Consider the following 22916-nt stretch of genomic DNA (forward strand, 5'->3'; position numbering starts at 1 on the left):
CATTCCAAGAGAACCCAGTGATGGCCAACATCAAGCAAGACACCCTGCCGGTCATCCGCGACCTGAGGGATTTCGACCCGCGTTCCGGCAACGTGCTGGAGCGCATGGTCTTCAACTACCGCCCGCTGTTCATGCTGTTTATGGTGCTGGTCACGGGGGTGTTGGGGTACCTGGCGCTGACCCGGCTTGAGCTGCGGCCCAGCTTCGAAAAAATGATCCCGCAGAGCCAGCCCTACATCCAGAACTACCTCGACAACCGCAAGTCGCTGCGCGGCCTGGGCAACGCGGTGCGGGTGGTGGTGGAGAACACCCAGGGCGATATCTACGACCCTGAGTACCTGGACGTGCTCAAGCAGATCAACGACGAGCTGTTTCTGGCCCAGGGCGTGGACCGCGCCTGGATGAAGTCGTTGTGGAGCCCAGGGGTGCGCTGGACCGAAGTCACCGAAGAAGGCTTCCAGGGTGGCCCGGTGATGCCCGACGATTACCAGGGCAAGCCCGCCGACATCGATCAACTGCGCCAGAACATCAACCGCGCCGGCATTGTCGGTAGCCTGGTGGCGACCGATTTCAAATCGAGCATGCTGGTGGTGCCACTGCTCGACCACGACCTGGCCACCGGCCGCGGCATCGATTACCGGCAGTTCTCGCAGATGCTCGAGCAGCAGCTGCGCGACAAGTATGAGTACGCCGGGGACAGCACGGCGCGCAAGGCCGGCGAAGAAGGCCATGGCAAGTACAAGGTGCGGGTCATCGGGTTTGCCAAGCTGATGGGCGACCTGAGCGACGGGCTGGTCCAGGTGATGATGTTCTTCGCCCTGGCGGTGCTCACGTCGCTGGTGATCATCTTCCTGTACACCCGCTGTGTGCGCAGTACCTTGCTGGTGGTGTTCTGTTCGCTCACGGCGGTGGTGTGGCAACTGGGTATCGTCGGCTGGCTGGGCTATGCCATCGACCCTTATTCGATCCTGGTGCCGTTCCTGATTTTCGCCATCGGCGTGTCCCATGCGGCGCAGAAGATGAACGGCATCATGCAGGACATTGGCCGTGGCACGCACCGGCAGGTCGCCGCGCGTTACACCTTCCGCCGCCTGTTCGTGGCCGGGGTCACTGCGTTGCTGGCCGACGCCGTGGGCTTTGCCGTGCTGATGTTGATCGACATCCCGGTGATCAAGGACCTGGCAATCACCGCCAGTATTGGTGTCGCGGTGCTGATCTTCACCTCGTTGCTGTTGATACCGGTGGCGTTGTCCTACGTCGGCGTGGGCCGCAAGGCCGCCGCACGGGCGCTGCGCATCGACCAGCGCGCTGCCGAGCACCGCGGCTTCGGCAAACTGTGGGATGCGCTCGACCGTTTCACCACGCGCAAGTGGGCCACGGGCGCCGTGCTGGTGGCCACGCTGATGGGCGTGGGTGGGTTCTGGGTGAGCCTGCAGTTGAAGATCGGTGACCTCGACAGCGGGGCGCCAGAGTTGCGCGCCGATTCCCGCTACAACCGCGACAACGCTTACATCACCCAGCATTACGCGCTGTCCAGCGACCTGTTCGCGGTGATGATCAAGACCCCGCCGGAAGGCTGCCTCAGCTACCAGACGCTGATGCTCGCCGACCGCCTGGCCTGGGAGCTGCAGCAGTACCCGGGCGTGCAGACCACGGTGTCGCTGGTGAATGCCGTGCGCCAGATCACGGCGGGCTCATTCGAGGGCAACCCGAAGATGAGCAGCCTGCAACGCAACCAGGACATGCTCAACTACGCCGCCCAGCAAGCGTCGGTCAATGCGCCGGAGCTGTTCAACACCGACTGCTCGATGATGCCGGTGATCGCCTACCTCAAAGACCACAAGGCCCAGACCCTGGACGACGTGGTGGCCATCGCCGACCGCTTTGCCCGCGATAACAGCAGCCCCGACCGCCAGTTCATGCTCGCGGCCGGCAGTGCTGGCATCGAGGCGGCAACCAACATTGTGGTCCGTGAAGCCAACCGCACCATGTTGCTGTTCGTCTACCTGGCGGTGACGCTGTTCTGCCTGATCACCTTCCGCAGCTGGCGGGCGACGCTGGTGGCGCTGTTGCCGCTGGTGCTGACCTCGGTGCTGTGCGAGGCCTTGATGGTGGTGATGGGCATTGGCGTGAAAGTGGCCACGTTGCCGGTTATCGCCCTGGGCGTCGGCATTGGTGTGGATTACGCCTTGTACCTGCTCAGCGTGCAGCTGCATTACCAACGCCAAGGTCGTTCGCTGGGCGAGGCCTACCAGAACGCCGTGGCCTTCACCGGCCGGGTGGTGGGGCTGGTCGGCATTACGCTGGCGGCGGGGGTGGTCGGCTGGGCGTGGTCGCCGATCAAGTTCCAGGCCGACATGGGCATCCTGCTGACCTTCATGTTCCTGTGGAACATGCTCGGCGCCCTGGTGCTGATCCCCGCGCTGTCGTACTTCCTGCTGCCGGACAAACGCTTTGTCGCCGCTGCGCCCCAACCCTGCGCGCCTACCGCGCCGCCGGGTGAGCAGGTGAGCGAACCCCGGGCGCACACACGGATGAGCGCTTGAGCGCCCTATTAGTTGAAACGAACACGGAAACTGGAATCTACCTTCATGGCCAAGACAAAAATAATGCCGCCGGCAGCCGGTGCCTATGCCTACCCCTTGCTGATCAAGCGCCTGCTGATGTCGGGGGTACGGCAGCATCCTGAGCAGGAGATCGTCTACGCCGACAGGCTGCGCTACACCTACCGTGAGCTCGACCAGCGGGTTCGGCGCCTGGCCAATGTGTTGCGTGCTGCCGGGGTGCAGGCGGGCGACACGGTGGCGCTACTGGACTGGGACAGCCACCGCTCGCTGGAGTGTTTTTTTGCCGTGCCGATGCTGGGCGCCGTGCTGCACACAGTGAACGTGCGGCTATCGCCGGAGCAGGTCGCCTACACCATGAACCATGCGCAAGACGACCTGGTGCTGGTGCACGACGATTTCGTGCCGCTGCTGGAGCAGATTCAGGGCCAGCTGGGCACGGTGCGAGGTTACTTGCAACTGACCGACGAACAGGCCACGGCCACCACGCTGCCAGTGCTGGGCGAGTACGAGGCGCTGCTGGCCAGTGCCAGTTGCCAGGCCGAGTTCGACGACTTCGACGAGCACTCGGTGGCCACGTTGTTCTACACCACCGGCACCACGGGCAACCCCAAGGGGGTGTATTTCTCCCACCGTCAGTTGGTGCTGCACACCCTCAACGAACTGGGCACCTTTGCCGCCTACGACGGCCAGCCGCTGTTGCGTTCGAGCGACGTGTACATGCCGATCACGCCGATGTTCCATGTGCACGCCTGGGGTGTGCCGTACGTGGCCACGGTGCTGGGGGTCAAGCAGGTGTACCCGGGGCGCTACGAGCCGAACACGCTGGTCCGGTTGTACCGCGACGAGGGGGTGACGTTCTCGCACTGTGTGCCGACCCTATTGCAGATGATGCTGGACTGCGAGCAAGGCCGGCACACCGATTTCAGCCGCTGGAAGATTCTGCTCGGTGGCAGCGCGCTGACCCACGGCCTGGCCCGTCAGGCCAGCGAGCGGGGCATGCTGATCTACAGTGGCTACGGCATGTCGGAGACCTGCCCGCTGCTGACCCTGACCCACCTGCGCGAAGAAGACCTGGCCTTGCCCATGGGCGAGCAGGTCGCGCAGCGCATCAGGACCGGCGCCCCGGTGGCGATGGTCGACTTGCGTATCGTCGATGCGCAAGGCAACGACATGCCACACGACGGTGAGTCGCTGGGGGAAATCGTGGTGCGCTCGCCCTGGTTGACCCAGGGCTACCTGCACGAACCGCAGAAAGGCGCCGAGCTGTGGCAGGACGGCTGGCTGCACACCGGTGACATGGGCTCGATCGACCGCCACGGCGTGCTGGAGATCAAGGACCGCATCAAGGACGTGATCAAGACCGGCGGTGAATGGATCAGCTCGCTGACCCTGGAAAACCTGATCAGCCAGCACCAGGCGGTCAGCGCCGTGGCGGTGGTCGGCATTCCCGATGAACAGTGGGGTGAGCGGCCGATTGCCCTGGTGGTCCGCGCGCCCGGTGACAGCCTTGACCAGCCGATGCTCGAGGCGCACCTCAAGCAGTTCGTCGACCGGGGCCAGATCAACAAGTGGGCGATCCCCCGGCAGGTGCACTTCGTCACCGACATCCCCAAGACCAGCATCGGCAAGATCAACAAGAAGCTGATTCGCGAGATGCATATGGGGGTGTAGGGGAACAATCTGTAGCAAGCCCCAATCCTGTGGGAGCAACTGTCTTGCGCAATTTTGACGTGGGAGCGGGCTTGTCCCGCGAATGGGGCTACGCGGTGCATGGCACCGGCTTCGCCGGTGTTCGCGGGGCAAGCCCGCTCCCACGTGCGTTAATTTTTAGAAATTGCGCAGACAGTTGCTCCCCCAGGTCCCTGCTAAATCAATGAATGATTTGTTGTTGGAAGCCGGCTAAGCCAATGAAGTCTATTTTTGTGTAGGGATTGGACTGCCCCTCCAGAACCTGCACAATTGCCGGCTTTTTCGCGACAGGAAGCCGCCATGCAACGGATTGTGATTCTGGGAAATGCCGGCAGTGGTAAATCCACCCTTGCTCGTGCCGTGGGCAAGCGGCTCGGCGTGCCGGTGGTTCACCTGGATACCCTGTTCTGGGAGCCCGGCTGGGTCGAACCGGACGCCGAGCAGTTCCGCCAGCGGGTCGGCAAGGCGACAGCAGGGGACAGCTGGGTGTGTGAAGGCAACTACGCCCGGCGCACATTCGACCTGCGCCTGCCCCGTGCCGACCTGGTCATCTGGCTCGATACGCCCCGGCTTACCTGTTTCACCCGGGTGATCCTGCGCAGCGTCATGAACCGGCCCCGTCCAGACCTACCCGCCGGTTGCACAGAGAAACTTGACCGGGCGTTCCTGACTTTCCTGAACTTCGTGTGGAACTTCGATCGCGGCTACCGCCCAGGCATCGAGGCGCAGCGCCTGGCGAAAGGGCCGCAGGTGCCTGTCGTGCACGTGCGTGGCAGCAAACAGATTGGCGCATTTCTCGACAGCTTGCCGGCTGCCGGCGTGCTGGCGTCAGGCGGGCAGTAGCGTACGCATCGCAGCGGTCACGGCGAGGGCGAACAGCATCACTGGCAAGATTGAAAACCGTGAAGCGGCATAAGCGGTAAGTGCCAGGGCGATGAGGTCTGCGGGGTGGCCAGAAACGAAGGCGGGCGTGATCACGGCAACCAGCACGCAGCCAGGGGCGGCGTTCAGCACCCGGGTGAATGGCTTGGCCCACAGGTACGCGCTGACCAGACCGGCCAGCGTGCCCGCCAGCACGTACCCGCCACCGGGAATCAGCAGGTAGAACAGCCCTGCAGTCACGAGGCTGAATAGCCAGGGCAGGGCGGCGTGCACCCCTTTCCACAGGCCCTTGAGCAGTACCAGCAAGACGGCGGCTAATGCCGTGTCCAAGCCGTAGGGGTGCAGGTCACCCAGCAGCGGCCCGATCAACGCGCCGAGCGTGATGAAGCTGACCCAGGCCACCCACTGACACCCCCTCGAAGAAGTGGCGCCGGTGCGCGGGCTCGATTGCGGTGGTGGCTCGGTGGACGCGGCAGCGGGGCATTCGCGTTCTGGCGTTGCAGGGGGATCTTCAACTACGGATTCAAGGGCATTCATGGTCACCTCCAGTGGGGGCAAATTATTCCAATGAATCGCTGAAATCGGGTTGCGTAGTGGCTCTACTGGCGTGATTATTTGGCATCTGCTGCCGAAATATTCCAATCAAAGGTCTTCGATGCCAATCAAGCTCGACGCCATCGATCGACGTATCCTGCGGGCGCTGCAACGCGACGGCCGCCTACAGAACCAGGAACTGGCCAAACAGGTGGGGTTGTCGCCCTCACCGTGCCTGCGGCGGGTGCGCCTGCTGGAAGAAGCCGGCGTTATCGAGCGCTATGTGGCGCTGGTGGACCCGGCCAAAGTGGCGCTGGGCCTGACCTTGTTCGTGCGGGTGTGGCTCAAGCGCCAGGACCAGGACACCACCGATGAGTTCGTCGAGGCCGTGCGGCTGCTGCCCGAAGTGGTGGAGTGCCACGTCATGGCGGGCGACTGCGACTTGCTGCTACGAGTGGTAGCAGCGGACCTTGAGGCCTATCGCCGCTTCCAGATCGCTCACTTGACCAGCCTGAGTGTGGTGCAAAACGTCAAGACCGAAGTGCCCATGGAGAAAATCAAGCTCACCACCGAGTTGCCGGTGTAGGCGGGCTTCGATTCGCAACGCGCCAGGCATTCTTGGCCTAGAGTTAGCGGCACGTGCGATGGCGCAATGCAATTAATTGCCAGTCGCCACAACTATTTCCCTCGGCAAATGTCACTTCTCGGAGCCGGTACGAATTATGGGGCACCGGCCACGCATTTTACGGAGCTAACTCGACATGGCAGCACTGCAAAACAGTACGTTGGAAGCGATTGTCAGCAATCAGGCGCAGTTGCTGAGTGAGTGGCACGCCGCACTCGAAGCCAACGGGGCGACGCGGAACATCCGCGAACAGGACCTGCGCCAGGAAACCCGTGAATTCCTCCAGTTGGTGGTCGACGGCTTGCGCAATGAAAGCGGCACCAACATCGCTGCCGAAGGCTGGGAAGAGACACGCCGCTTCCTCGAGAAGCTGTCTGCCAGCCGCGCCCAGGTGGGCCAAGAGTCCCATCAAACGGCGTTCTTCATCTTTGCGCTGAAGGGCCCGCTGTTCAACTTGCTGCAAGCCCATTACCGCGAGCAGCCCGCGCTGCTGGCCGAGCAGCTGTGGGAGATTTCGTCGCTGTTCGATGCCTTTGGCCTGCACACCATTCGCACCTACCAAAAGAATCGCGAAGCCGTGATCAAGCGTCAGCAGGAAGAGCTGCTGGAGCTGTCGACCCCCGTGGTCAAGTTGTGGGAAGGCGTCCTGGCGTTGCCACTGATTGGCACCCTGGACTCCCATCGCAGCCAGACCGTGATGGAGTCGCTGTTGCAACGCATCGTCGACACAGGCTCCGAGATCGCCATTATCGACATCACGGGCGTGCCAACAGTCGATACCCTGGTGGCCCAGCACCTGCTCAAGACCGTGACCGCCATCCGCCTCATGGGCGCCGACTGCATTATCAGCGGCGTGCGCCCGCAAATTGCGCAAACCATCGTGCACCTGGGCCTGGACCTGGGCACGCTGACCACCAAGTCCAACCTCGCCGATGCCCTGAAGCTGGCGCTGGCGCGCCTGGGTACCGCTGCTGGCGAGCGGGGCTGAGCCCATGGAGCGAATCCCCATATTGCAAATGGGCGAGTTCCTGCTGGTGACCATCCAGGTCGATATGCATGACCAACTGGCGCTGCGCCTGCAGGACGACCTGACCGATCGCATCGAACACACCTCGGCCCGTGGCGTGCTGATCGACATCTCGGCACTGGACATGGTCGACTCGTTCATCGGCCGCATGATTGCCACTATCTCGGGGCTGTCGCGCATCATGGATGCCGAGACTGTGCTGGTCGGCATGCAGCCGGCGGTGGCGATCACCCTGGTGGAGCTAGGGCTGACCCTGCCGGGTGTCAGCACCGCGCTCAATGTCGATCGCGGCATGCACCTGTTGCGTAAGCGGGTAGGCCACTCATGAGCACCCGCGAGCGTGGCAGCCAGCCGGTACGTATCGAGCAGGACGTGGTACTGGCCCGCCAATTGACGCGCAAGATCGCCAGCGATTGCGGCATGCGCCTGGTCGACTTGACCAAACTGGTCACCGCCGTCAGTGAGCTTGCCCGTAACACCGTGGTGTACGGCGGGGGCGGCGACATGGACTGGGAGGTCATCGAAGAGGCCGGCCGTGTCGGCGTACGCCTGGTGTTCCGTGACGAAGGGCCGGGTATTGCCGACATCAAACTGGCCCTGACCGATGGCTGGACCTCGGGCGGCGGCCTGGGCCTTGGCCTGACCGGCGCACGACGCCTGGTCGACGAATTCGAGCTGGACACCGCGCCCGGGCAAGGTACCCGGGTAATGATCACCCGATGGATATGAGCCTGAGCGCAAGCCTGACCCAGGTGCTGCGCCTCGACGATGCCAGCCAGGTCGGTCACGCCCGACGCGTGGTGCAGAAACTTGCCGAACAGCAGGGCTTCGACGCCGCCGATGCAGGCCGGGCAGCCCTCGTCGCCACCGAACTTGCCAGCAATGTGCTCAAGCACGCCGCACGCGGCGAGCTGCACCTGCGCGTGCTTGCCCATGGCGAACAGCCTGGCATCGAGTTGCTGGCGGTAGACCGCGGCCAGGGCTTCGACCTGGCCAACTGCCTGGTCGATGGCTATTCCACCGGGGGCACCCAAGGTATCGGCCTGGGCGCTGTGAGCCGCCTGGCACAGGTGTTCGATGTGCACACCGACGCACAAGGCGCGGTGGTACTGGCGCGGGTCTATAAAAAAGACGGCACGCCCAAGGACATTCGCCTGGGCGTCAGCCAGCATTCATTGCATGACGACCCAGCCTGTGGCGATACATGGCACGTGACCCTCGGCGAGCAGCGCGTGAGTGCCTTGTTGATCGACGGCCTAGGCCATGGCGAAGAAGCGGAACGCGCCGCCAAGGCGGGCGCACAGGCCTTTGCCCAGAGCCCCTTCAGCGCGCCCCAGCAGCTGCTGGGCGAGCTGCACCAGGCCATGGCCGGCACGCGCGGCGGGGCCGTCGCGATTGCCCAGTACGAGGGCGCGCGTGACAGTGTCGCGTTCATCGGTATCGGCAACATCGGCGCCACCCTGGTCGGCGGCGAACGCCCGCGGGGCCTGGCCTCGCACCCCGGCATCGTCGGCGGGCAATACCGCAAAGGGCAAGTGTTCGACTACGCTCACGTGAAGGGAAACCTGTTGATCATGTTCAGTGACGGCCTGCAGTCCCGTTGGAACCTTCAAGCCTACCCGGGCCTCGTGCTCCGCCACCCGGCCGTGATCGCGGCGGTATTGCATCGCGACTTCTGCCGTGGGCGGGACGATGTGACCGTGCTGGTCCTCGATTTGGAGACGGTGCATGCCTGACGACAACCAGGCCGAGCAGGCTGCCTGCGTGGCACACCTGCAGGCCGAAAACCAAGCCCTGCGCGCAGAGCTGGAAGAAACCAACCAGGGTGTGCTGGCGCTTTACGCCGAGCTCGATACCCAGGCCGAACAGTTGCGCCAGGCATCGGACCTGAAAAGCCGCTTCCTTTCCTACATGAGCCACGAGTTCCGCACACCCCTGGGCTCAATCCTGAGCATCACCAGCCTGCTGGCCGACGAAGTGGATGGGCCGCTGAGCAAGGAGCAGCAATTGCAGGTGGCGTTCGTCAGCAACGCCACGCGCGAACTCAGCGACATGGTCGACGACTTGCTCGACCTGGCCAAGATCGAAGCCGGTCGCATCACCATCTCGCCGGCCTGGTTCGACATGCTCGACCTGTTCGCTGCCTTGCGCGGGATGTTCCGCCCGATCGTCGACATGGGCTCGGTAGACCTCATCTTCGAAGAGCCACACGGGCTGCCGAAGATGTATACCGATGACAAGAAGCTGGCGCAGATCCTGCGCAACTTCATCTCCAACGCGCTGAAGTTCACCACCCGTGGCGAAGTGCGGGTGTCGGCGCACTTGCAGGGCAACGACCAGATTCGTTTTGCTGTGACCGACACGGGCATCGGCATCGCACCTGAGCTGCTGGGCGGGCTGTTCGAAGACTTCGCCCAAATCGACTCGCCGCTGCAGAAACGCCTGCGCGGCACTGGCCTCGGCTTGTCACTGTGCAAGCGCTTCGCGGCCTTGCTGGGCGGTGAAGTAGGGGTGGACAGTGTGCCGGGCGAAGGGTCGTCGTTCTTTGTCGTCATCCCGCTGGCGCTGGCCCAGGAGAGCGTTGATGAACCCTGACATTCGCCTGCTGATTGTCGACGACAACGTCGCCACGCGTTATGCGCTGCGTCGGCGCCTGGCCCTGCATGGCTACCAGGTGCTGGAGGCGGGCACCGGTGGCGAGGGGCTGGCCATGATCGGCAGCGAGCAGATAGACGGGCTGATCCTCGACGTCAACCTGCCGGACATGAGCGGTTTCGATATCGTCCGGTTGCTGCGCGCGGACCCTGAGACTGCACTGCTGCCGGTGATTCACGTGTCGGCGGCTTCGATCCAGACCGGCGACATCATTACCGGGCTCGATGCCGGTGCCGACGCTTACCTGGTGCATCCAGTGGACCCGGATGTGCTGGTGGCGACCCTGCGGACCCTGATGCGGGTGCGCGATACCGAGCGGGCGCTGCGTGCAAGCGAGGCCAACTTTCGGGAAATCTTCACCAATGTCTCGGCACCCATCGCCGTGCTCGATGCCGAGCTCAAGGTGCATGAGTGCAACCATGCATTCGCCCAGCTGACCCAAGACAACCGTAACCCCAAGGCGCTGCAGGAGTGCTTTGTCGACGGTCAGCAAACCGCCATCGCCGCCTTGCGCCAGCACCTGGCCGCTGGCCAGCGCTGGCGTGGCACGCTGGGCATGAGCGTGCACGGCCAGCCACGGGACACCGAGTGGCAGCTTTCGCCCTACCGAGCGCCAGGGTTCTGCCTGGTGTTCGTCGAGGACGTCACCGAACACCGCCACCGCGAACGCTCGCACCTGGCACGCCTGGATGACGCCAACACCCAGCTGGCGCGAGAAATGGCGCAGCGGGCGCAGACCGAGGCGCAACTGCTGCAGTTACAAAAGATGGACGCCTTGGGCAGCCTGACAGGGGGGATCGCCCACGATTTCAACAACCTGCTGACCGGCATCATCACCAGCCTGGAGCTGATCCGCAAACGGGTGGCGCAGAACCGTCTGGAAAAGATCCCGAGTTACGCGGACGCCGCGCTCAGTTCAGCCATGAGCGCCGCTTCGCTGACCCACCGGCTGCTGGCATTTGCGCGCCAGCAGCCATTGGACACCCGCCCGGTGGACATCAACGAGCGCGTGCGCTCGCTGGAAGAGCTGATCACCCGCACCATCGGCGAACGGATCGTGCTGGTACTGGAGCTATCCAGCGAGCCGACCATCGCCCTGGTCGACCCGATCCAGCTAGAGAGCGCGGTGCTCAACCTGGTGATCAACGCCCGCGATGCCCTGGCCAAAGGCGGGCATATCTGGGTCAACACCGCGGCGAGCTGGTCGCATGGCAACCCTTACCTGCAGGACGGCCCCTATGTGGCGGTGAGCGTGCGCGATGATGGCGGCGGCATCGAACCGGAGGTGCTGGAGCGGGTGTTCGACCCGTTCTTCACCACCAAGCCGGTCGGCCAAGGGACCGGACTTGGGCTATCGACCATCTATGGCTTCGCCCGCCAGTCGGGTGGGCATGTGTCGATCTGCAGCGTGCCAGGGCAGGGGACCGAGGTGACGTTGATGTTGCCGGCCAGCAGCCACCAGGTCACCTGTGAGGCACAGGTGCCACAATTGGACCAGCGCGGCGCTGGCGAGCATGTGCTGGTGGTAGAAGACATGGCCTCTGTGCGCCTGTCGGTGGCAGAAGTGCTGGCCGACGCGGGTTATCGCTGCACCCTGGCCGAAACCATCGAGCAAGCGCTGGACCACCTGCGCGAAGACGCCGACATCGAGTTGTTGCTGACCGATGTCGGGCTGCCGGGCATGAGTGGGCGCGAACTGGCCGACATGGCGCGTACTTACCGCCCGGGGCTGCCGGTCTTGTTCATGACCGGTTACGCCGAGACGGCGCTGGATCGGCAGGCGTTTCTGGACACGGGGATGGACCTGTTGATCAAACCGTTCCAGATCGGTGACCTGCTCGACAAGGTGCGGCTTAGCCTTGGCTAGCAGAACGGGATGCGCGGTCATTACCTAAAGGGAATGTAAAGTTGGCATGAAAATCTCATGTCTAACCGTTATGCGACCCATCCTGTCGACCTGTACACAACTTCCCACGCCAAAAAGAGCATAAGGGGGCTTCATGAGTTGTCTGATTTGCGCTGGACATGCTGATTCCGTCGAATGCCCGCTCGGTTGGGAAGAGCGACGCTGCTCGCAATGCGGGTGTTACAGAATGTCTCAATCACTCATTCTAGTGATGATGGAGGAGGGGCAGATTTTCGATACCGAGCGCATGCGGGCGTGGCTTGCCGCCCGGCGAGAGGAGGTATCCATACCCTCTATCGAACACCATCAGGCCATCTTGGTGAGTTGAGCAGATGACCTGCCATGTGTTCGGCGCGCATGAGCGGCGGGGTTAGACTGATTTCGTTGTTGCATCAGGGCAATGCGCGGTGTAAACCACAGTGCTGACGCACTGGCGAAAGCGCTTCAGCGTGCATCTTTATCTCGTTTCTGGAAATAGTCCCCATGCAGCATCAATCTCCCGACGAAACCATTCGCGCCGCGTTGCAGAAGTCGCATGCCAGGCTCCGGCGGCAGCATGAACTGGTCGTCGAGTACGGCGTCATGTCACTGAAGTCGTCTAACCTGGATGCGCTGCTGACGCTGGCGTGCGATGTCGTGGCCAAGGGCATGGAGACGCCATTCGCCAAGGTGCTCACGCCGGTGGCGGACAGCGACGAGTTTTTGCTGTCCCATGGCGTGGGTTGGGATGAGGCCGACATCGGGCATGCCACGGTGGGCGGGGACATTGCCAGCCCCGCAGGCTATGCCATTTCCACCTACCGGCCAGTGCTGTCGAACCACCTGGGGCAGGAGCAACGCTTCAGAACCCCTTCATTGCTTAAAAAGTACGGCATCGAGCGTGCGATCAACGTACCCATTCGCGGGCCATCCGCCCCGTTCGGCGTACTCGAAGCCGACAGCAGCAATGGTGAAGACTTCATCGAAAGCGACCTGGTGTTCCTGGAGGGCATCTCCAACGTCATCTCCATGGCGGTCGAGCGGATTTCTGCAACCTCGGAGATGCATTCGTCCGACCCTTATTCGGAGAGCGTGCTCAACGCCAGCCCCGATTGCGTGAAGATCCTGTCCGCGAGCGGCGACATAGAATTCATGAACGATGCCGGCATGTGCCTGATGCACATTGGCGACCTGGCCCAGGTTCGCGGTGTGGCGTGGTCGCAGCTCTGGCCTGACGAATCCCGAAACCTGGTGCTGGAAGCGATCAGTAAAGTCACAGGCGGCGAGTCGACCCGGTTCGAGGCTTTTTGCCCAACCCAGCAACAGGAGCCTAAGTGGTGGGACGTGACGGTTGCGCCGATTTTTGGCGAGCAAGGGGACTTTCAAAAGATGATCGCTGTTTCACGCGACATCACCGAGCGACGTCATCATGAAGCCCAGCTGCTGTCGTTGATCGACGCGCAGAACATCAAGCTGAGCAAAAGCGACCTGTACCTGGAAGAAATCCATCACCGGGTCAAAAACAGCTTGCACCTGGTCAACACGTTGCTGTTGCTGCAGGCGAACATGGCCGAGGATGAAGCGGTAAAGCTGCAGCTTGAGACGGCGGCGACTCGGGTATTGACCATCGCCAGCGTGCATGAGCGGCTTTACCAGAACGCTGAGGCCCAAGCCGTGCGGGCCTGTGATTACCTTGCGGCGTTATTGGGTGATCTGGGCAAAGCCTTGGCCGAGCGCAGAATCTTGCTCAACGCGGACACGTTCATCCTACCCGCCGAACGGATGGCGCCACTGGGTTTGGTGATTTCCGAACTCATCACCAACGCCTTGAAGTATGGCAAAGGCACGGTGGAAGTCAGCGTGAGTGGCCAAGGGGATCATGCGCTGATCACCGTCACCGACGAGGGCGATGGTTTTCCGGAGTCCTACCCAAAACCAACGGGTACCGGCCTGGGTATGCGCTTGGTTAAAAGCTATTCGGGTTATGGCAACCAGGCGATTACGGTTGACCGTGCGCAAGCAAAAAGCACGATCCATGTGCGTTTCAAACTTTAGCCCCAGGGCAGTAGTACAACCCCGGGACCAAAGGCATCAGCGGTCTTCATCCCGTTGCTGATCATCCCCTTGGTCGGCCTGGCCACCCATGCGGCCCTTGTCGGCGGGGTCTTGGCGGTTGGCTTGGTCAGTGCCGGGCTGCCCACCTTGGCGCCCCGTGTCAGTTGAGCGGTCCCAGTCCTTGTTCATCTTGTCTTCAGGTTTCTGTCCTGGTTGCTGGCCGCCTTTCTGTTTGTCGGGCATGTCGCCCCCGGCACCTTGGCCGCCTTTCTGACCGGCATCGCCGGCACCGGTATTGGCGTTGCCGCCTTGGTTTGCACCCCAGTCTTGATTGTTCGCCATGACTGCATACCTCTGTTCACACACAGGAAGGTCTGTGTTCAGTTGTGACTTCGGGGCAATCTTGGGCGGTGCATTTATTGTTGGGGATTCTGACAAAACGCCTGAACAACCGCCGGCCCGGTATTTATGGCTCCAATAATCCTGAGCTTTTTATGTTTAACCACATTCTTTGCATGAGCCAGCTTGAGTCTTTCCCATATGCAGACTAATACTAAAGAACTGCCGGAGAGGGCTGATTATGCACATGCGCTTCGTTGTGGTTCCCGCGGTACCTCGCCATAAAGAGATCTTCCCTCGGCGCATTGGTTTTCCCAGTGCCTTGGGGGAGGGCTATGACCTTTACGATACGCAAGAAAAAGTCCGCCTCAGCCTGAGCTTTTCGACGCGCGCCGAAGCCGAGTTCGAATGTGCGGCGCGTAATAGCTGCCAAGATCCCCAGCAAGCAAATTTCGCCTGAGCAAGGTGCTTGAGCAGATTGCCGACCCGTTGTCTACGCTATCTGCCAGGTAAGCGCCAATTCGGGGGGCACGCATGGCCCAGGCGGATGATGTGATCATTTGCGAGTACTGCGACGCCGTGTACCGGCGCACGCCATTGCACCGTCATCAAAGTGCCTGCTGCCAGCGCTGCGGCGGCGTGCTTTATCGCCACAACCCACTGAATGTGCAGCAGCGTCTGGCGTTGTGCATCACCGGCGGGGTACTGCTGGTCTTCGCCAACGCCTACCCGGTGATGACCATCAGCATGAGCGGCTTGAGCAATTCGGCCACCTTGTGGGATTCGGTGCAGATCCTCAGCCACGGCAGCATCACCTTCATCGCCCTGGTATTGGCGCTGTCGATCATCTTCGCCCCGGTGTTGCAGATTGCCCTGTTGTGCTGGGTGCTAGGGTTTGCCCTGGGCAGGCGCCGCGCGCCGGGCTTTGCCGCCTGCATGCGGGCGCTGGAGGGGTTGCGGCCCTGGAGCATGCTGGAGGTGTGCTTGCTGGGTGCCATGGTGGCGGTGATCAAGCTGGCGGGGCTACTCGAGGTGATCCCGGGGATTGGGCTGATCGCGCTGGCGGCGTTGAGCGTGTTGATGATCTTCATTGCCGGCCGCGATATTCGCGACTTGTGGGTGCAGGTATGAGCGCCCCGGCGCTGGCCGACCAACTGCACCTGTGCCTGTGCCACGGCTGCGGCCAGGCCTGCGACCTGCGCCTAGGCCTGCACCAGTGCGACCGCTGTGGCGCGCCACTGCACCGGCGCAAGGCCAACCCGATCGCCCGGGGCTGGGCATTTCTGTTTGCCGCGCTGATCTTCTACGTGCCGGCCAATGCGCTGCCGGTGATGCGCACCGAGATGCTCGGCCAGGGCAGCGACAGCACCATCGTTGGCGGGGTGCTGGAGTTCTGGGAGGCGGGCGCCTGGGACATCGCCCTGATCATCTTTATCGCCAGTATCGGCGTGCCGGGCATCAAGTTCGTGTCCCTTGGCCTGCTGCTGTTCACTGCCCAGCGCCGCAGCCAGTGGGCGCGCCGCCAGCGTTCGCAACTGTTTCGCTTTGTCGAGCTGATCGGCTACTGGTCGATGCTCGACGTCATGGTGGTGGCGTTGGTGGCTGCGCTGGTGCAACTGCGCGGGCTGGGCACCATCGAGCCGCGGCCTGGCATCCTGTTCTTCGGCCTGGTGGTGGTACTGACCATGCTCTCGGCCATGAGCTTCGACCCACGCCTGATCTGGGACGACCAACCACACCACGGGGAGCACCACGATGGCGCTGGAGACTGAGAACCCTGCTGGGCCCGGCCAGGCGCAGGTACGCACACGCCGCTTCAGTGTCTCGCTGGTGTGGATCGTGCCGATTTTGGCACTGCTGGTGGGCGCCTCGCTGGTGGTGCGCAATTGGATGGAACAGGGGCCGGTGATCTCGATTTCCTTTCGCAGCGGCGAGGGGCTGGTGGCGCACAAGACCCAGGTGCGCTACCGCAGCGTGGTGATTGGTGAAGTCACCTCGGTGGAGCTGGCGGCAGACCACAAGAGCGTGGTGGCCAAGGTGGAGCTGTCGAAAGAGGCGGAGTCGTTTGCCACCGAAAGCGCCCGCTACTGGGTGGTGCGCCCGCGCATTGGCGCCGGTGGCATATCCGGGGTCGACACCTTGCTGTCGGGCAGTTTCATCGGCGCCGATGCCGGCGAGTCGAAAAAGCCCGCGAAGACCTTCGTCGGCCTGGAATCGCCGCCGGCCATAACCTATGGCGAGAAGGGCAAGCGCTTCGTGCTCAGCGCCAATGACCTCGGCTCGCTGGATATCGGCTCGTCGATCTATTTTCGCCGGATCCCGGTGGGCGAGGTGGTGTCCTACGCGCTGCAGCCCGATGGCAGGGGCGTGGACATCGACGTTTTCGTGCAGGCCCCCTACGACGCCTTCGTCACCCTCGATACGCGGTTCTGGAACGCCAGCGGCATCGACATGCAGATTGGCGCCAACGGGCTGAAGGTCGAGACCCAGTCGTTGTCGTCGATCCTTATGGGCGGCTTGGCCTTCGGCACGCCCGAATATGCCGTTGCAGCCGAGCCCGCCGCCGACCAGCAGGCGTTCGAGCTGTTCGCCGACCGCGATGCGGCCCTCGCACCGCCAACGGGCAGCCCGCAGTACTTGCGCCTGCGCTTCGACCAGTCGATGCGCGGGCTGACGGTGGGCGCGCCGGTGGAGTTCAAAGGGGTTGAATTTGGCAGGGTGACGTCGATTACGTTGGATTACGACCCGAAGAAACAGATCTTTCCTGTGGTGGTCGATGCGGCGATCTACCCGAAACGCCTGGGACCGGTGCACCAGAAAATGCTCAAGGTGTTCAAGCACACCGAAGGCGACGCCGCCGGTGCCCGGCAACTGATCGGCACGTTCGTCGAGCACGGCCTGCGTGCCCAGGCGCGCAGTGGCAACCTGATCACCGGGCAGATGTACATCTCGCTGGACTTCTACCCCGAGGCGCCGAAGGTCGCCTTCGACATGAGCGCCGACCCGATCGTCATCCCCACCGTGCCCGGCAGCCTGGAAAAACTCCAGGAGCAGTTGCAGGGTGTGGTCGAGCGCATCGGCAAGCTGCCGCTTGAAAGTATTGCCGGAAATCTAGACGGCACGCTGCGCGAACTGCGCAGCGCGGCCAAGCGCGTCGATGGGCAAACCCTGCCTGGACTGACGACCACACTGGATGAACTGCAGAAAACCCTGCGCACGGCCAATTCAGCGATCTCCGAGAACTCGCCGCAGCGGGAGAAACTCGGTGACACGCTGCAGGAGCTGGAGCGTATGTCCCGTTCGCTGAGGGACCTGGCGGATTACCTCGGCCGTCATCCCGAATCGCTCATTCGCGGCCGGCCAAAAGCGGCAGGCGCGGACGACGTGCAACCCTGACCACGCCCAAGGAGTGAGAGCCGATGCGCACGTTGCCTACCCTGTTGCTGGCCACGCTGGTGGTGCTGACCGCGGGCTGTCGCAGCGCGCCCAACAACTACCACACGTTGGTCGCTGCGCAGCCCAGCCATGCGGCGGGCGAGAAGTTCCTGGTCGAGCGGGTCAGCATGCCGCCGCAGGTGGACCGCCCGCAGTTGGTGATCCGCCAGGGCACGAGTAGCCTGGTGATCCTCGAAACCGAGTGGTGGGGCGCCAACCTGGTCGATGAGTTCCGCAGCGCCTTGCAGGACCAGCTAGGCGGGCCGGTCGGCGGTACGCCCAGCACACTGCTGCGGGTGGATGTGCAGCGCTTCGACTCAGTCCCTGGCCAGTACGCACTGCTGGAGGCGGTGTGGCGCTTGAAGCGCCCCGGGCAGGACGAGATGACCTGCCGCACCTCCGTGCATACCCCCGCGCAAAACAGCGTCGGCAGCCTGGTCGGCGCCCAGCAGGCCAACCTGCAGAAGCTCGCCAGCGCCGTGCGTGCCAGCGCGTCGGGGTGCCCGAGGTCTTAGGCTTTGTTGCGCAATTTCTAAACATTGACGCACGTGGGAGCGGGCTTGCCCCGCGAACACCGGCGAAGCCGGTGCCATACACCGCGTAGCCCCATTCGCGGGGCAAGCCCGCTCCCACAAAACGTTTCGTACAGAGCCTACTAGGTCGCGTTCAGCGCAGCCTCAATACGCGGTCCAGTGACAGCGCGCCAGCGCCCTTGGCCACCAGCAACAGCAGCAGGCCCGCCCAAGATAGGTGGGTAGGCCAGGCGTCCGGGTAGACGAACACCTCGATCACCGTGGTCATGCCCAGCAGGGCCAGCGCCGAAAGCCGCGTAAACAGGCCAAGCACCAGCAGCAGCGGGAACAGGTGCTCGGCATAGGTCGCCAGGTGGGCCGCGAGCCAGGGTGAGACCAGTGGCAGCGCATACTCGCTCTGGAACAACTCATAGGTACTGGGCGTGATGCTCAGAAGGCCCTCGACCTTGGTCCGGCCAGACATGAAAAACACCGAGGCGATACCCAGGCGTGCGACCAGGCACAGCACGGTGTCGTTGAGCAGCCATTGCAGGCGTTCGGCCAAGCCGTTCCAGCGTTGGCGCAGGCTGATTGCCGGGGCAGTGGGGCGCAGGGTGTCCATGGCCGTTCCTTCATGCGAATGAGAGTGGGCGAAAGACCCGGGCTTGCATCAGGCGGCCGAGCAGGTCGCTGAAGTCCAGGTCGGGTTGGCGTTGCTGGGCGCATTGCGAAGCGGTTTCCAGCGTATGGCCTGCCGCGCAGGCATCCAGAAAGGCGCAACCACCGGCTTCCAGCGGCTGATGGCTGACGCCGTCGAGGCCGCCGCTGAGCAGCACGCCTTCGGCCACCCACGGTTGCGCGCCCGACCACGGCAGGCCTTCACGGCTGCAGCGCCACAGGCTGAGCACCGGGTGCGGATCGAACCACTGCCAGCGCACGCTCTGGCGGGGGGCCAGGTAGCTGTGCATCAAGTCGCTGGCGGTCATGCCAGCCAAGTCGGTGAGCGCCAGGCAAGGGTCTTCGGTAGCGCTGAACGCTTCACTCCAGTAGAAGTCCAGGCGTGCCACATCGGCCAGGTAGGGCAGCCCATGGCTAGCCTGCAACTCTTCCAGAAATGCCGCGAAGCCCGCACCGTAGTGGATCAGCCGGGCATCGTCCGGGGGGGACTGCTGGGCGTAGGTGGTCGCGGCCTCCTGCATCCAATCGGCGCCGACCAAGGTCTCGACGCTGGGAAAGTTGGCCCGCAGCGCGTCGACGCAACCGGCCAGCACGGTATTGCGGTAGACCGCGAACGCCGCTTGCCCGGTCAGGCTTTGCAGCGCCGGGGCAGGGCGCTGGTAAAGCGCGTCGATGAAGGCGTCCTGGAACTGGCCGAGGGGCAGGTTCATGGCAAGTCTCCTGCAGACGTGAGGGTGGTTTGGGCGATGGCGCGTTCGGCAAGCAAGTCATCGAACGCTGGAAGGTTACCGTCGCGCTCGATCAGCGTCGGGCGTGGGCCGATTCGTGCGATCAAGCGGCGGAACAGCGCCCATACAGGTTCGGCAATCGCGGCATCGTGCGAGTCGATCAGCAGCGCGCCCTGCGCGTCGTGGCTGTGCCCGGCCAGGTGCACTTCGCTGATGGCCTGGGCAGGGAAGCGGTCGAGATAGGCTGCGGCGTCGAAACCCAGGTTGTGTGCGCTGACATGCACGTTGTTGACGTCCAACAGCAGGGTGCACCCAGTGCGGCGCACCAGTTCGTCGAGAAAATCGATCTCGTCCCACTCATGCCCTTGCAACTGCAGGTAGTGGCTGGGGTTTTCCAGGGCGATTGACCGCCCCAGTGCATCCTGAGTGCGCAGGATATTGTCGCTGATGCGCGTCAGCGCTTCGCTGCTGCGGGGAAACGGCAGCAGGTCGGGGTGGTACTGGCCGTGCCAGGTGGACCAGGCCAGGTGCTCGGACACCAGCGCCGGCTTTACCTGGTCGATCAGTTTGCGCAAGCGGCGCAGGTGGGTGGCATCCGGCTCGGCGTCCGCTGCCAGTGACAGTGCCACGCCATGCAGCGACAGCGGATGGCGCTCGGCCATGCGCTGCAGCCAGGCCAGGCGCGGGCCGCCGACCATGTAGTTTTCCGGATGGACCTCGTACCACAGGCCTTCGGCGTTGCACGCCAGGGCCTGGGCATAGTGTTCGGCCTTGAGCCCTAGCCCAGCGCCCAGGGGTAAGTTCCGGTTCATGGTCGGCGGCCTCTACTCAGGACTTGATTGGGGTCAGCGACCCCATGCCGTTGGGGGTCTTGATCGACGTGCAGGTACCGGCCGGGACGTTCTTCCAGTGCATGCCGTCGTAGTCCTTTTTCGCGCTGCCGGCGCAGGTGGTGCCAGCGCCGGCCTTGCAATCGTTTTTGCCGGCCATGGCGACGCCGTAGCATTTTTCCATGGCGGTACCCGTGCCGGCGGTGGTGCCGGCGAAGGCGACACTGGCCATTGAAGCGAGGGCCAGGGCGGCGGTGGCGAGGGCGAGGGTTTTCATGAGGGTGTCTCCAGAGGATGGGGCCCGGGTGGTGTACCGAAGGCTCATTGAGTAGTTCGCGGCGATCGCTGCCCGGGTTACAGGCCGACGAAAATTTTTTTCCAGTGGCCGTGGCTCATCTAAGGTTCGATAAAAGAAACCTTCCGACGGTGTAACCCTGGCGCCCAATGCAACGAACTAACCCACAGGACCTCCTCGCCGCTCGCGAGACGCAGTTGCAGGGTTTGCTGCTGCGCGGGCTGGCGGGTGATGCGCAGGCCTACCGCGAATTTCTCGCGGCACTGGCGCTGCACGTGCGGGGTTTTCTCAAGCGGCGCCTGCAACAGCGCCCTGCCGAGGTCGAAGACCTGTTGCAGGAGGTGTTGCTGGCCGTGCATAACGCGCGGCAAACCTATCAGCCGCAACAGCCGCTGACGGCCTGGGTGCAGGCGATTGCCCGCTACAAACTGGCGGATTACCTGCGCCGCTACGCGCATCACGATGCGCTGCACGACCTGCTGGACGACGACAGTGACCTGTTCGCCGCCAGCGACGAAGCGCCAGCCCAGGCCAGCCGAGACCTGGGTAAACTGCTGGGGCAGTTGCGCGGAGCGCCAGCGCTTGCCGATCGTCCACGTCAAGCTCGAGGGCCTGTCGGTGGAGGAGACCGCGCGTATCACTGGGCTCTCCAGTTCGGCAGTCAAGGTAGGCATACACCGTGGGCTCAAGGCCTTGGCCAGGCTGATTCGAGGCAGTGAAGACGATGAAAACCGATGAACTGATTACCCTGCTGGCCGCTGGCGAAGGGCCGGTGGACCGCCATGCCCTGGCGCGGCGCCTGGCCCAGGCGTTGCTCGCGGGCCTGCTCGCCGCAGTACTGATGACAGTGGCCCTCTATGGCGTGCGCAGCGACCTTGCCGACGTGGCGCGCACGCCGTTGTTCTGGGCCAAGCTGGCCTTGCCTGGCAGCCTGGCGCTGCTTGCGCTATGGCTCACGCAACGTTTGGCCCGGCCGGGTGTGAAGGGTGGGCTGGCCTGGGGGCTGCTGGGGCTGCCGTTACTGCTGGTCTGGTTGGGGGCGGCGATCAGCCTGTCGGGCGCCCCGGTCGAGGCCCGTGCCGAGTTGATCTTCGGCCGTACCTGGCGCACCTGCGCGTTGAATATCTCGCTGTTGAGCGTGCCGGTGTTCATCGCCGTGTTCTGGGCATTGCGCGGCCTGGCCCCAACACGGTTGCGCCAGGCTGGTGGCGCTGCAGGGCTGCTCGCCGGTTCGACTGCAACCTTGGCCTATTGCCTGCACTGCCCGGAAATGCAGGTGCCGTTCTGGGGGACCTGGTACCTGTTGGGCATGCTGGTACCGACGCTGGTGGGGGCGTTGGCAGGGCCCCGGTTGTTGCGCTGGTGAGAGGCAGCGAAAATGCTAAAGCCCACGCGAATGTGTTAACAAATCGGCTGTTCTTCGCGAAAACGATAACGGTCAGAACAATCGAAGGGACTATGTGATCCCCTCTTGCGAGATTTAGTCGCGCGTCATCTGCACGGAACGTACAGGCGTAGATGACCTGTCAATCAAATCAGAATGTAATCGCTACGTTGCACAATGCCGTCATGCTCACCCTCAACCAGGTGCACATAGCGCCCTTCCAGCAGATCAATCGGTAAGCAATCGTCGACATCGAGCACCGCGTCGGTATGGGGTTTCAACCAACCTGCCGCCATACGCTGCTTACCCAGTTGCTTGGCGGCGGCTTTGTCAGTAGCAGCCACTAGCAGGTAACGGTGAGCTTCACCAAACACCTGCCGCTCGTAGCCCCCCAGGTTCAGGAAGAACAGGCGCATGGCCCCTGGCGGTGGTGCTGCCTGGCTGAATTCGATGCGATAACCCTCCACCCCGTGCACTTCCAGCCAGGAGTCGATGTGCAACCCTTTGGGGCTGCCGAACCAGGCGTTGCGCAAGAGGGGGTAGGTTTGCTCCAGCGAGTCGGCCTGGGCAAATACCACATCGTGAACTTCGATGCTGGCGCGGGGGTGGCGTCCGCCGAGCATGACGACGTAGAGCATGGATGATCCTGCAATTTCGAAAGGGGTCATGCGGATGATGACACACTGGGTGCCTGGCTGTTCATCAGGCGTACACCCTTGGTGTTGCCTCCTGGCCTAAGCCGGTCTCGGGCCTTAATCATCGCGCCACGCGCGCCGGCCCAAAGCAGCCTGCAACC

The 22916-nt window shown here is 63.3% G+C and carries 24 protein-coding genes and 1 pseudogene; 18 read left to right on the forward strand and 7 right to left on the reverse strand.

All coding sequences use genetic code 11. The features are described from left to right. Window positions 1-20 precede the first annotated feature (20 nt). From AB7M33_RS21165 to AB7M33_RS21175, 3 genes are all read left to right on the forward strand, one after another. Window positions 21-2546, forward strand: coding sequence for an efflux RND transporter permease subunit (locus tag AB7M33_RS21165; RefSeq protein WP_454243537.1), 2526 nt, complete (start codon window positions 21-23; stop codon window positions 2544-2546). A 45-nt stretch (window positions 2547-2591) separates the two neighbouring features. Then, entirely contained in the window at window positions 2592-4238 is a 1647-nt protein-coding gene (locus AB7M33_RS21170) for a fatty acid--CoA ligase (RefSeq protein WP_454243538.1), read from the forward strand. A 318-nt stretch (window positions 4239-4556) separates the two neighbouring features. Next, the gene (locus AB7M33_RS21175; protein ID WP_454243539.1) at window positions 4557-5099 is read left to right on the forward strand and encodes an AAA family ATPase; all 543 of its coding nucleotides are present in this window, start codon (window positions 4557-4559) and stop codon (window positions 5097-5099) included. Here the strand turns inward: AB7M33_RS21175 and AB7M33_RS21180 are convergent. Beyond that, entirely contained in the window at window positions 5085-5675 is a 591-nt protein-coding gene (locus tag AB7M33_RS21180; RefSeq protein WP_446731403.1) for a hypothetical protein, read from the reverse strand. The two genes, AB7M33_RS21175 and AB7M33_RS21180, sit on opposite strands and share 15 nt — an antisense overlap. A 118-nt stretch (window positions 5676-5793) precedes the next feature. Between AB7M33_RS21180 and AB7M33_RS21185 the strand changes: the two genes are divergently transcribed. The 8 genes from AB7M33_RS21185 to AB7M33_RS21220 all read left to right on the forward strand — a co-directional run bounded on the left by AB7M33_RS21185 (window position 5794) and on the right by AB7M33_RS21220 (window position 13919). Further along, complete coding sequence (locus tag AB7M33_RS21185; protein WP_081717555.1) at window positions 5794-6258, forward strand: Lrp/AsnC family transcriptional regulator; 465 nt, start codon at window positions 5794-5796, stop codon at window positions 6256-6258. Between the two features lie 175 nt (window positions 6259-6433). After that, the gene (locus AB7M33_RS21190) at window positions 6434-7285 is read left to right on the forward strand and encodes an STAS domain-containing protein (protein ID WP_238211573.1); all 852 of its coding nucleotides are present in this window, start codon (window positions 6434-6436) and stop codon (window positions 7283-7285) included. A 4-nt stretch (window positions 7286-7289) separates the two neighbouring features. Continuing rightward, a complete protein-coding gene (locus AB7M33_RS21195) occupies window positions 7290-7652 on the forward strand; it encodes an STAS domain-containing protein (RefSeq protein ID WP_027596405.1) in 363 nt (120 codons plus the stop codon). Continuing rightward, window positions 7649-8053 (forward strand): anti-sigma regulatory factor, encoded by a 405-nt coding sequence (locus AB7M33_RS21200; RefSeq protein WP_099429624.1) that lies wholly within the window; start codon window positions 7649-7651, stop codon window positions 8051-8053. The genes AB7M33_RS21195 and AB7M33_RS21200 overlap by 4 nt, the downstream gene beginning before the upstream one ends. Then, complete coding sequence (locus tag AB7M33_RS21205; RefSeq protein WP_454243540.1) at window positions 8044-9060, forward strand: ATP-binding protein; 1017 nt, start codon at window positions 8044-8046, stop codon at window positions 9058-9060. Before AB7M33_RS21200 ends, AB7M33_RS21205 begins: the two co-directional genes overlap by 10 nt. Then, window positions 9053-9919: a sensor histidine kinase gene (locus AB7M33_RS21210; RefSeq protein WP_265968291.1), complete on the forward strand. Its 867-nt coding sequence runs from the start codon at window positions 9053-9055 to the stop codon at window positions 9917-9919. The genes AB7M33_RS21205 and AB7M33_RS21210 overlap by 8 nt, the downstream gene beginning before the upstream one ends. Beyond that, entirely contained in the window at window positions 9909-11846 is a 1938-nt protein-coding gene (locus tag AB7M33_RS21215; protein WP_454243541.1) for a response regulator, read from the forward strand. Before AB7M33_RS21210 ends, AB7M33_RS21215 begins: the two co-directional genes overlap by 11 nt. A gap of 522 nt (window positions 11847-12368) precedes the next feature. Further along, on the forward strand, window positions 12369-13919 hold the full coding sequence (locus tag AB7M33_RS21220) for a sensor histidine kinase (protein ID WP_454243542.1): 1551 nt from the start codon (window positions 12369-12371) through the stop codon (window positions 13917-13919). 36 nt (window positions 13920-13955) lie between these two features. On the opposite strand, the gene AB7M33_RS21225 is transcribed toward AB7M33_RS21220, so the two are convergent. Beyond that, on the reverse strand, window positions 13956-14261 hold the full coding sequence (locus tag AB7M33_RS21225) for a hypothetical protein (RefSeq protein WP_265968296.1): 306 nt from the start codon (window positions 14259-14261) through the stop codon (window positions 13956-13958). 232 nt (window positions 14262-14493) lie between these two features. Between AB7M33_RS21225 and AB7M33_RS21230 the strand changes: the two genes are divergently transcribed. From AB7M33_RS21230 to AB7M33_RS21250, 5 genes are all read left to right on the forward strand, one after another. Then, window positions 14494-14718 carry a hypothetical protein gene (locus AB7M33_RS21230; protein ID WP_027596412.1) on the forward strand — a complete coding sequence of 75 codons (225 nt, stop codon included), beginning with the start codon at window positions 14494-14496 and terminating at the stop codon, window positions 14716-14718. A gap of 74 nt (window positions 14719-14792) precedes the next feature. Continuing rightward, window positions 14793-15389 (forward strand): paraquat-inducible protein A, encoded by a 597-nt coding sequence (locus AB7M33_RS21235; protein ID WP_027596413.1) that lies wholly within the window; start codon window positions 14793-14795, stop codon window positions 15387-15389. Further along, the gene (locus tag AB7M33_RS21240; RefSeq protein WP_454243543.1) at window positions 15386-16030 is read left to right on the forward strand and encodes a paraquat-inducible protein A; all 645 of its coding nucleotides are present in this window, start codon (window positions 15386-15388) and stop codon (window positions 16028-16030) included. The genes AB7M33_RS21235 and AB7M33_RS21240 overlap by 4 nt, the downstream gene beginning before the upstream one ends. After that, on the forward strand, window positions 16014-17654 hold the full coding sequence (locus AB7M33_RS21245; RefSeq protein ID WP_027596415.1) for a PqiB family protein: 1641 nt from the start codon (window positions 16014-16016) through the stop codon (window positions 17652-17654). The genes AB7M33_RS21240 and AB7M33_RS21245 overlap by 17 nt, the downstream gene beginning before the upstream one ends. A 23-nt stretch (window positions 17655-17677) precedes the next feature. Further along, the gene (locus AB7M33_RS21250) at window positions 17678-18208 is read left to right on the forward strand and encodes a PqiC family protein (RefSeq protein WP_454243544.1); all 531 of its coding nucleotides are present in this window, start codon (window positions 17678-17680) and stop codon (window positions 18206-18208) included. Window positions 18209-18359: 151 nt separating this feature from the next. On the opposite strand, the gene AB7M33_RS21255 is transcribed toward AB7M33_RS21250, so the two are convergent. From AB7M33_RS21255 to AB7M33_RS21270, 4 genes are read right to left on the reverse strand one after another with little or no spacing between them, the layout of a single operon-like run. Next, complete coding sequence (locus AB7M33_RS21255; RefSeq protein WP_454243545.1) at window positions 18360-18827, reverse strand: DoxX family protein; 468 nt, start codon at window positions 18825-18827, stop codon at window positions 18360-18362. Window positions 18828-18837: 10 nt separating this feature from the next. Beyond that, a complete protein-coding gene (locus AB7M33_RS21260; RefSeq protein ID WP_454243546.1) occupies window positions 18838-19593 on the reverse strand; it encodes an HvfC/BufC N-terminal domain-containing protein in 756 nt (251 codons plus the stop codon). Then, window positions 19590-20423, reverse strand: a complete 834-nt coding sequence (gene bufB / locus AB7M33_RS21265) for an MNIO family bufferin maturase (RefSeq protein ID WP_454243547.1) — start codon at window positions 20421-20423, stop codon at window positions 19590-19592. The genes AB7M33_RS21260 and bufB overlap by 4 nt, the downstream gene beginning before the upstream one ends. Before the next feature lie 16 nt (window positions 20424-20439). Continuing rightward, window positions 20440-20718, reverse strand: a complete 279-nt coding sequence (locus tag AB7M33_RS21270) for a BufA1 family periplasmic bufferin-type metallophore (RefSeq protein ID WP_027596420.1) — start codon at window positions 20716-20718, stop codon at window positions 20440-20442. Window positions 20719-20885: 167 nt separating this feature from the next. On the opposite strand from AB7M33_RS21270, the pseudogene AB7M33_RS21275 reads away from it, so the two are divergent. Further along, a pseudogene (locus AB7M33_RS21275) lies at window positions 20886-21474 on the forward strand (sigma-70 family RNA polymerase sigma factor). Then, window positions 21461-22102, forward strand: coding sequence for a DUF1109 domain-containing protein (locus AB7M33_RS21280; protein WP_454243548.1), 642 nt, complete (start codon window positions 21461-21463; stop codon window positions 22100-22102). The pseudogene AB7M33_RS21275 and the gene AB7M33_RS21280 overlap by 14 nt, the downstream one beginning before the upstream one ends. 164 nt (window positions 22103-22266) lie before the next feature. Here AB7M33_RS21280 and AB7M33_RS21285 read toward each other — a convergent pair whose 3' ends face one another. Beyond that, a complete protein-coding gene (locus AB7M33_RS21285; protein ID WP_099429615.1) occupies window positions 22267-22758 on the reverse strand; it encodes a DUF1543 domain-containing protein in 492 nt (163 codons plus the stop codon). Window positions 22759-22916 lie beyond the last annotated feature (158 nt).

Source organism: Pseudomonas sp. Y3 TE3536, from assembly GCF_053629175.1.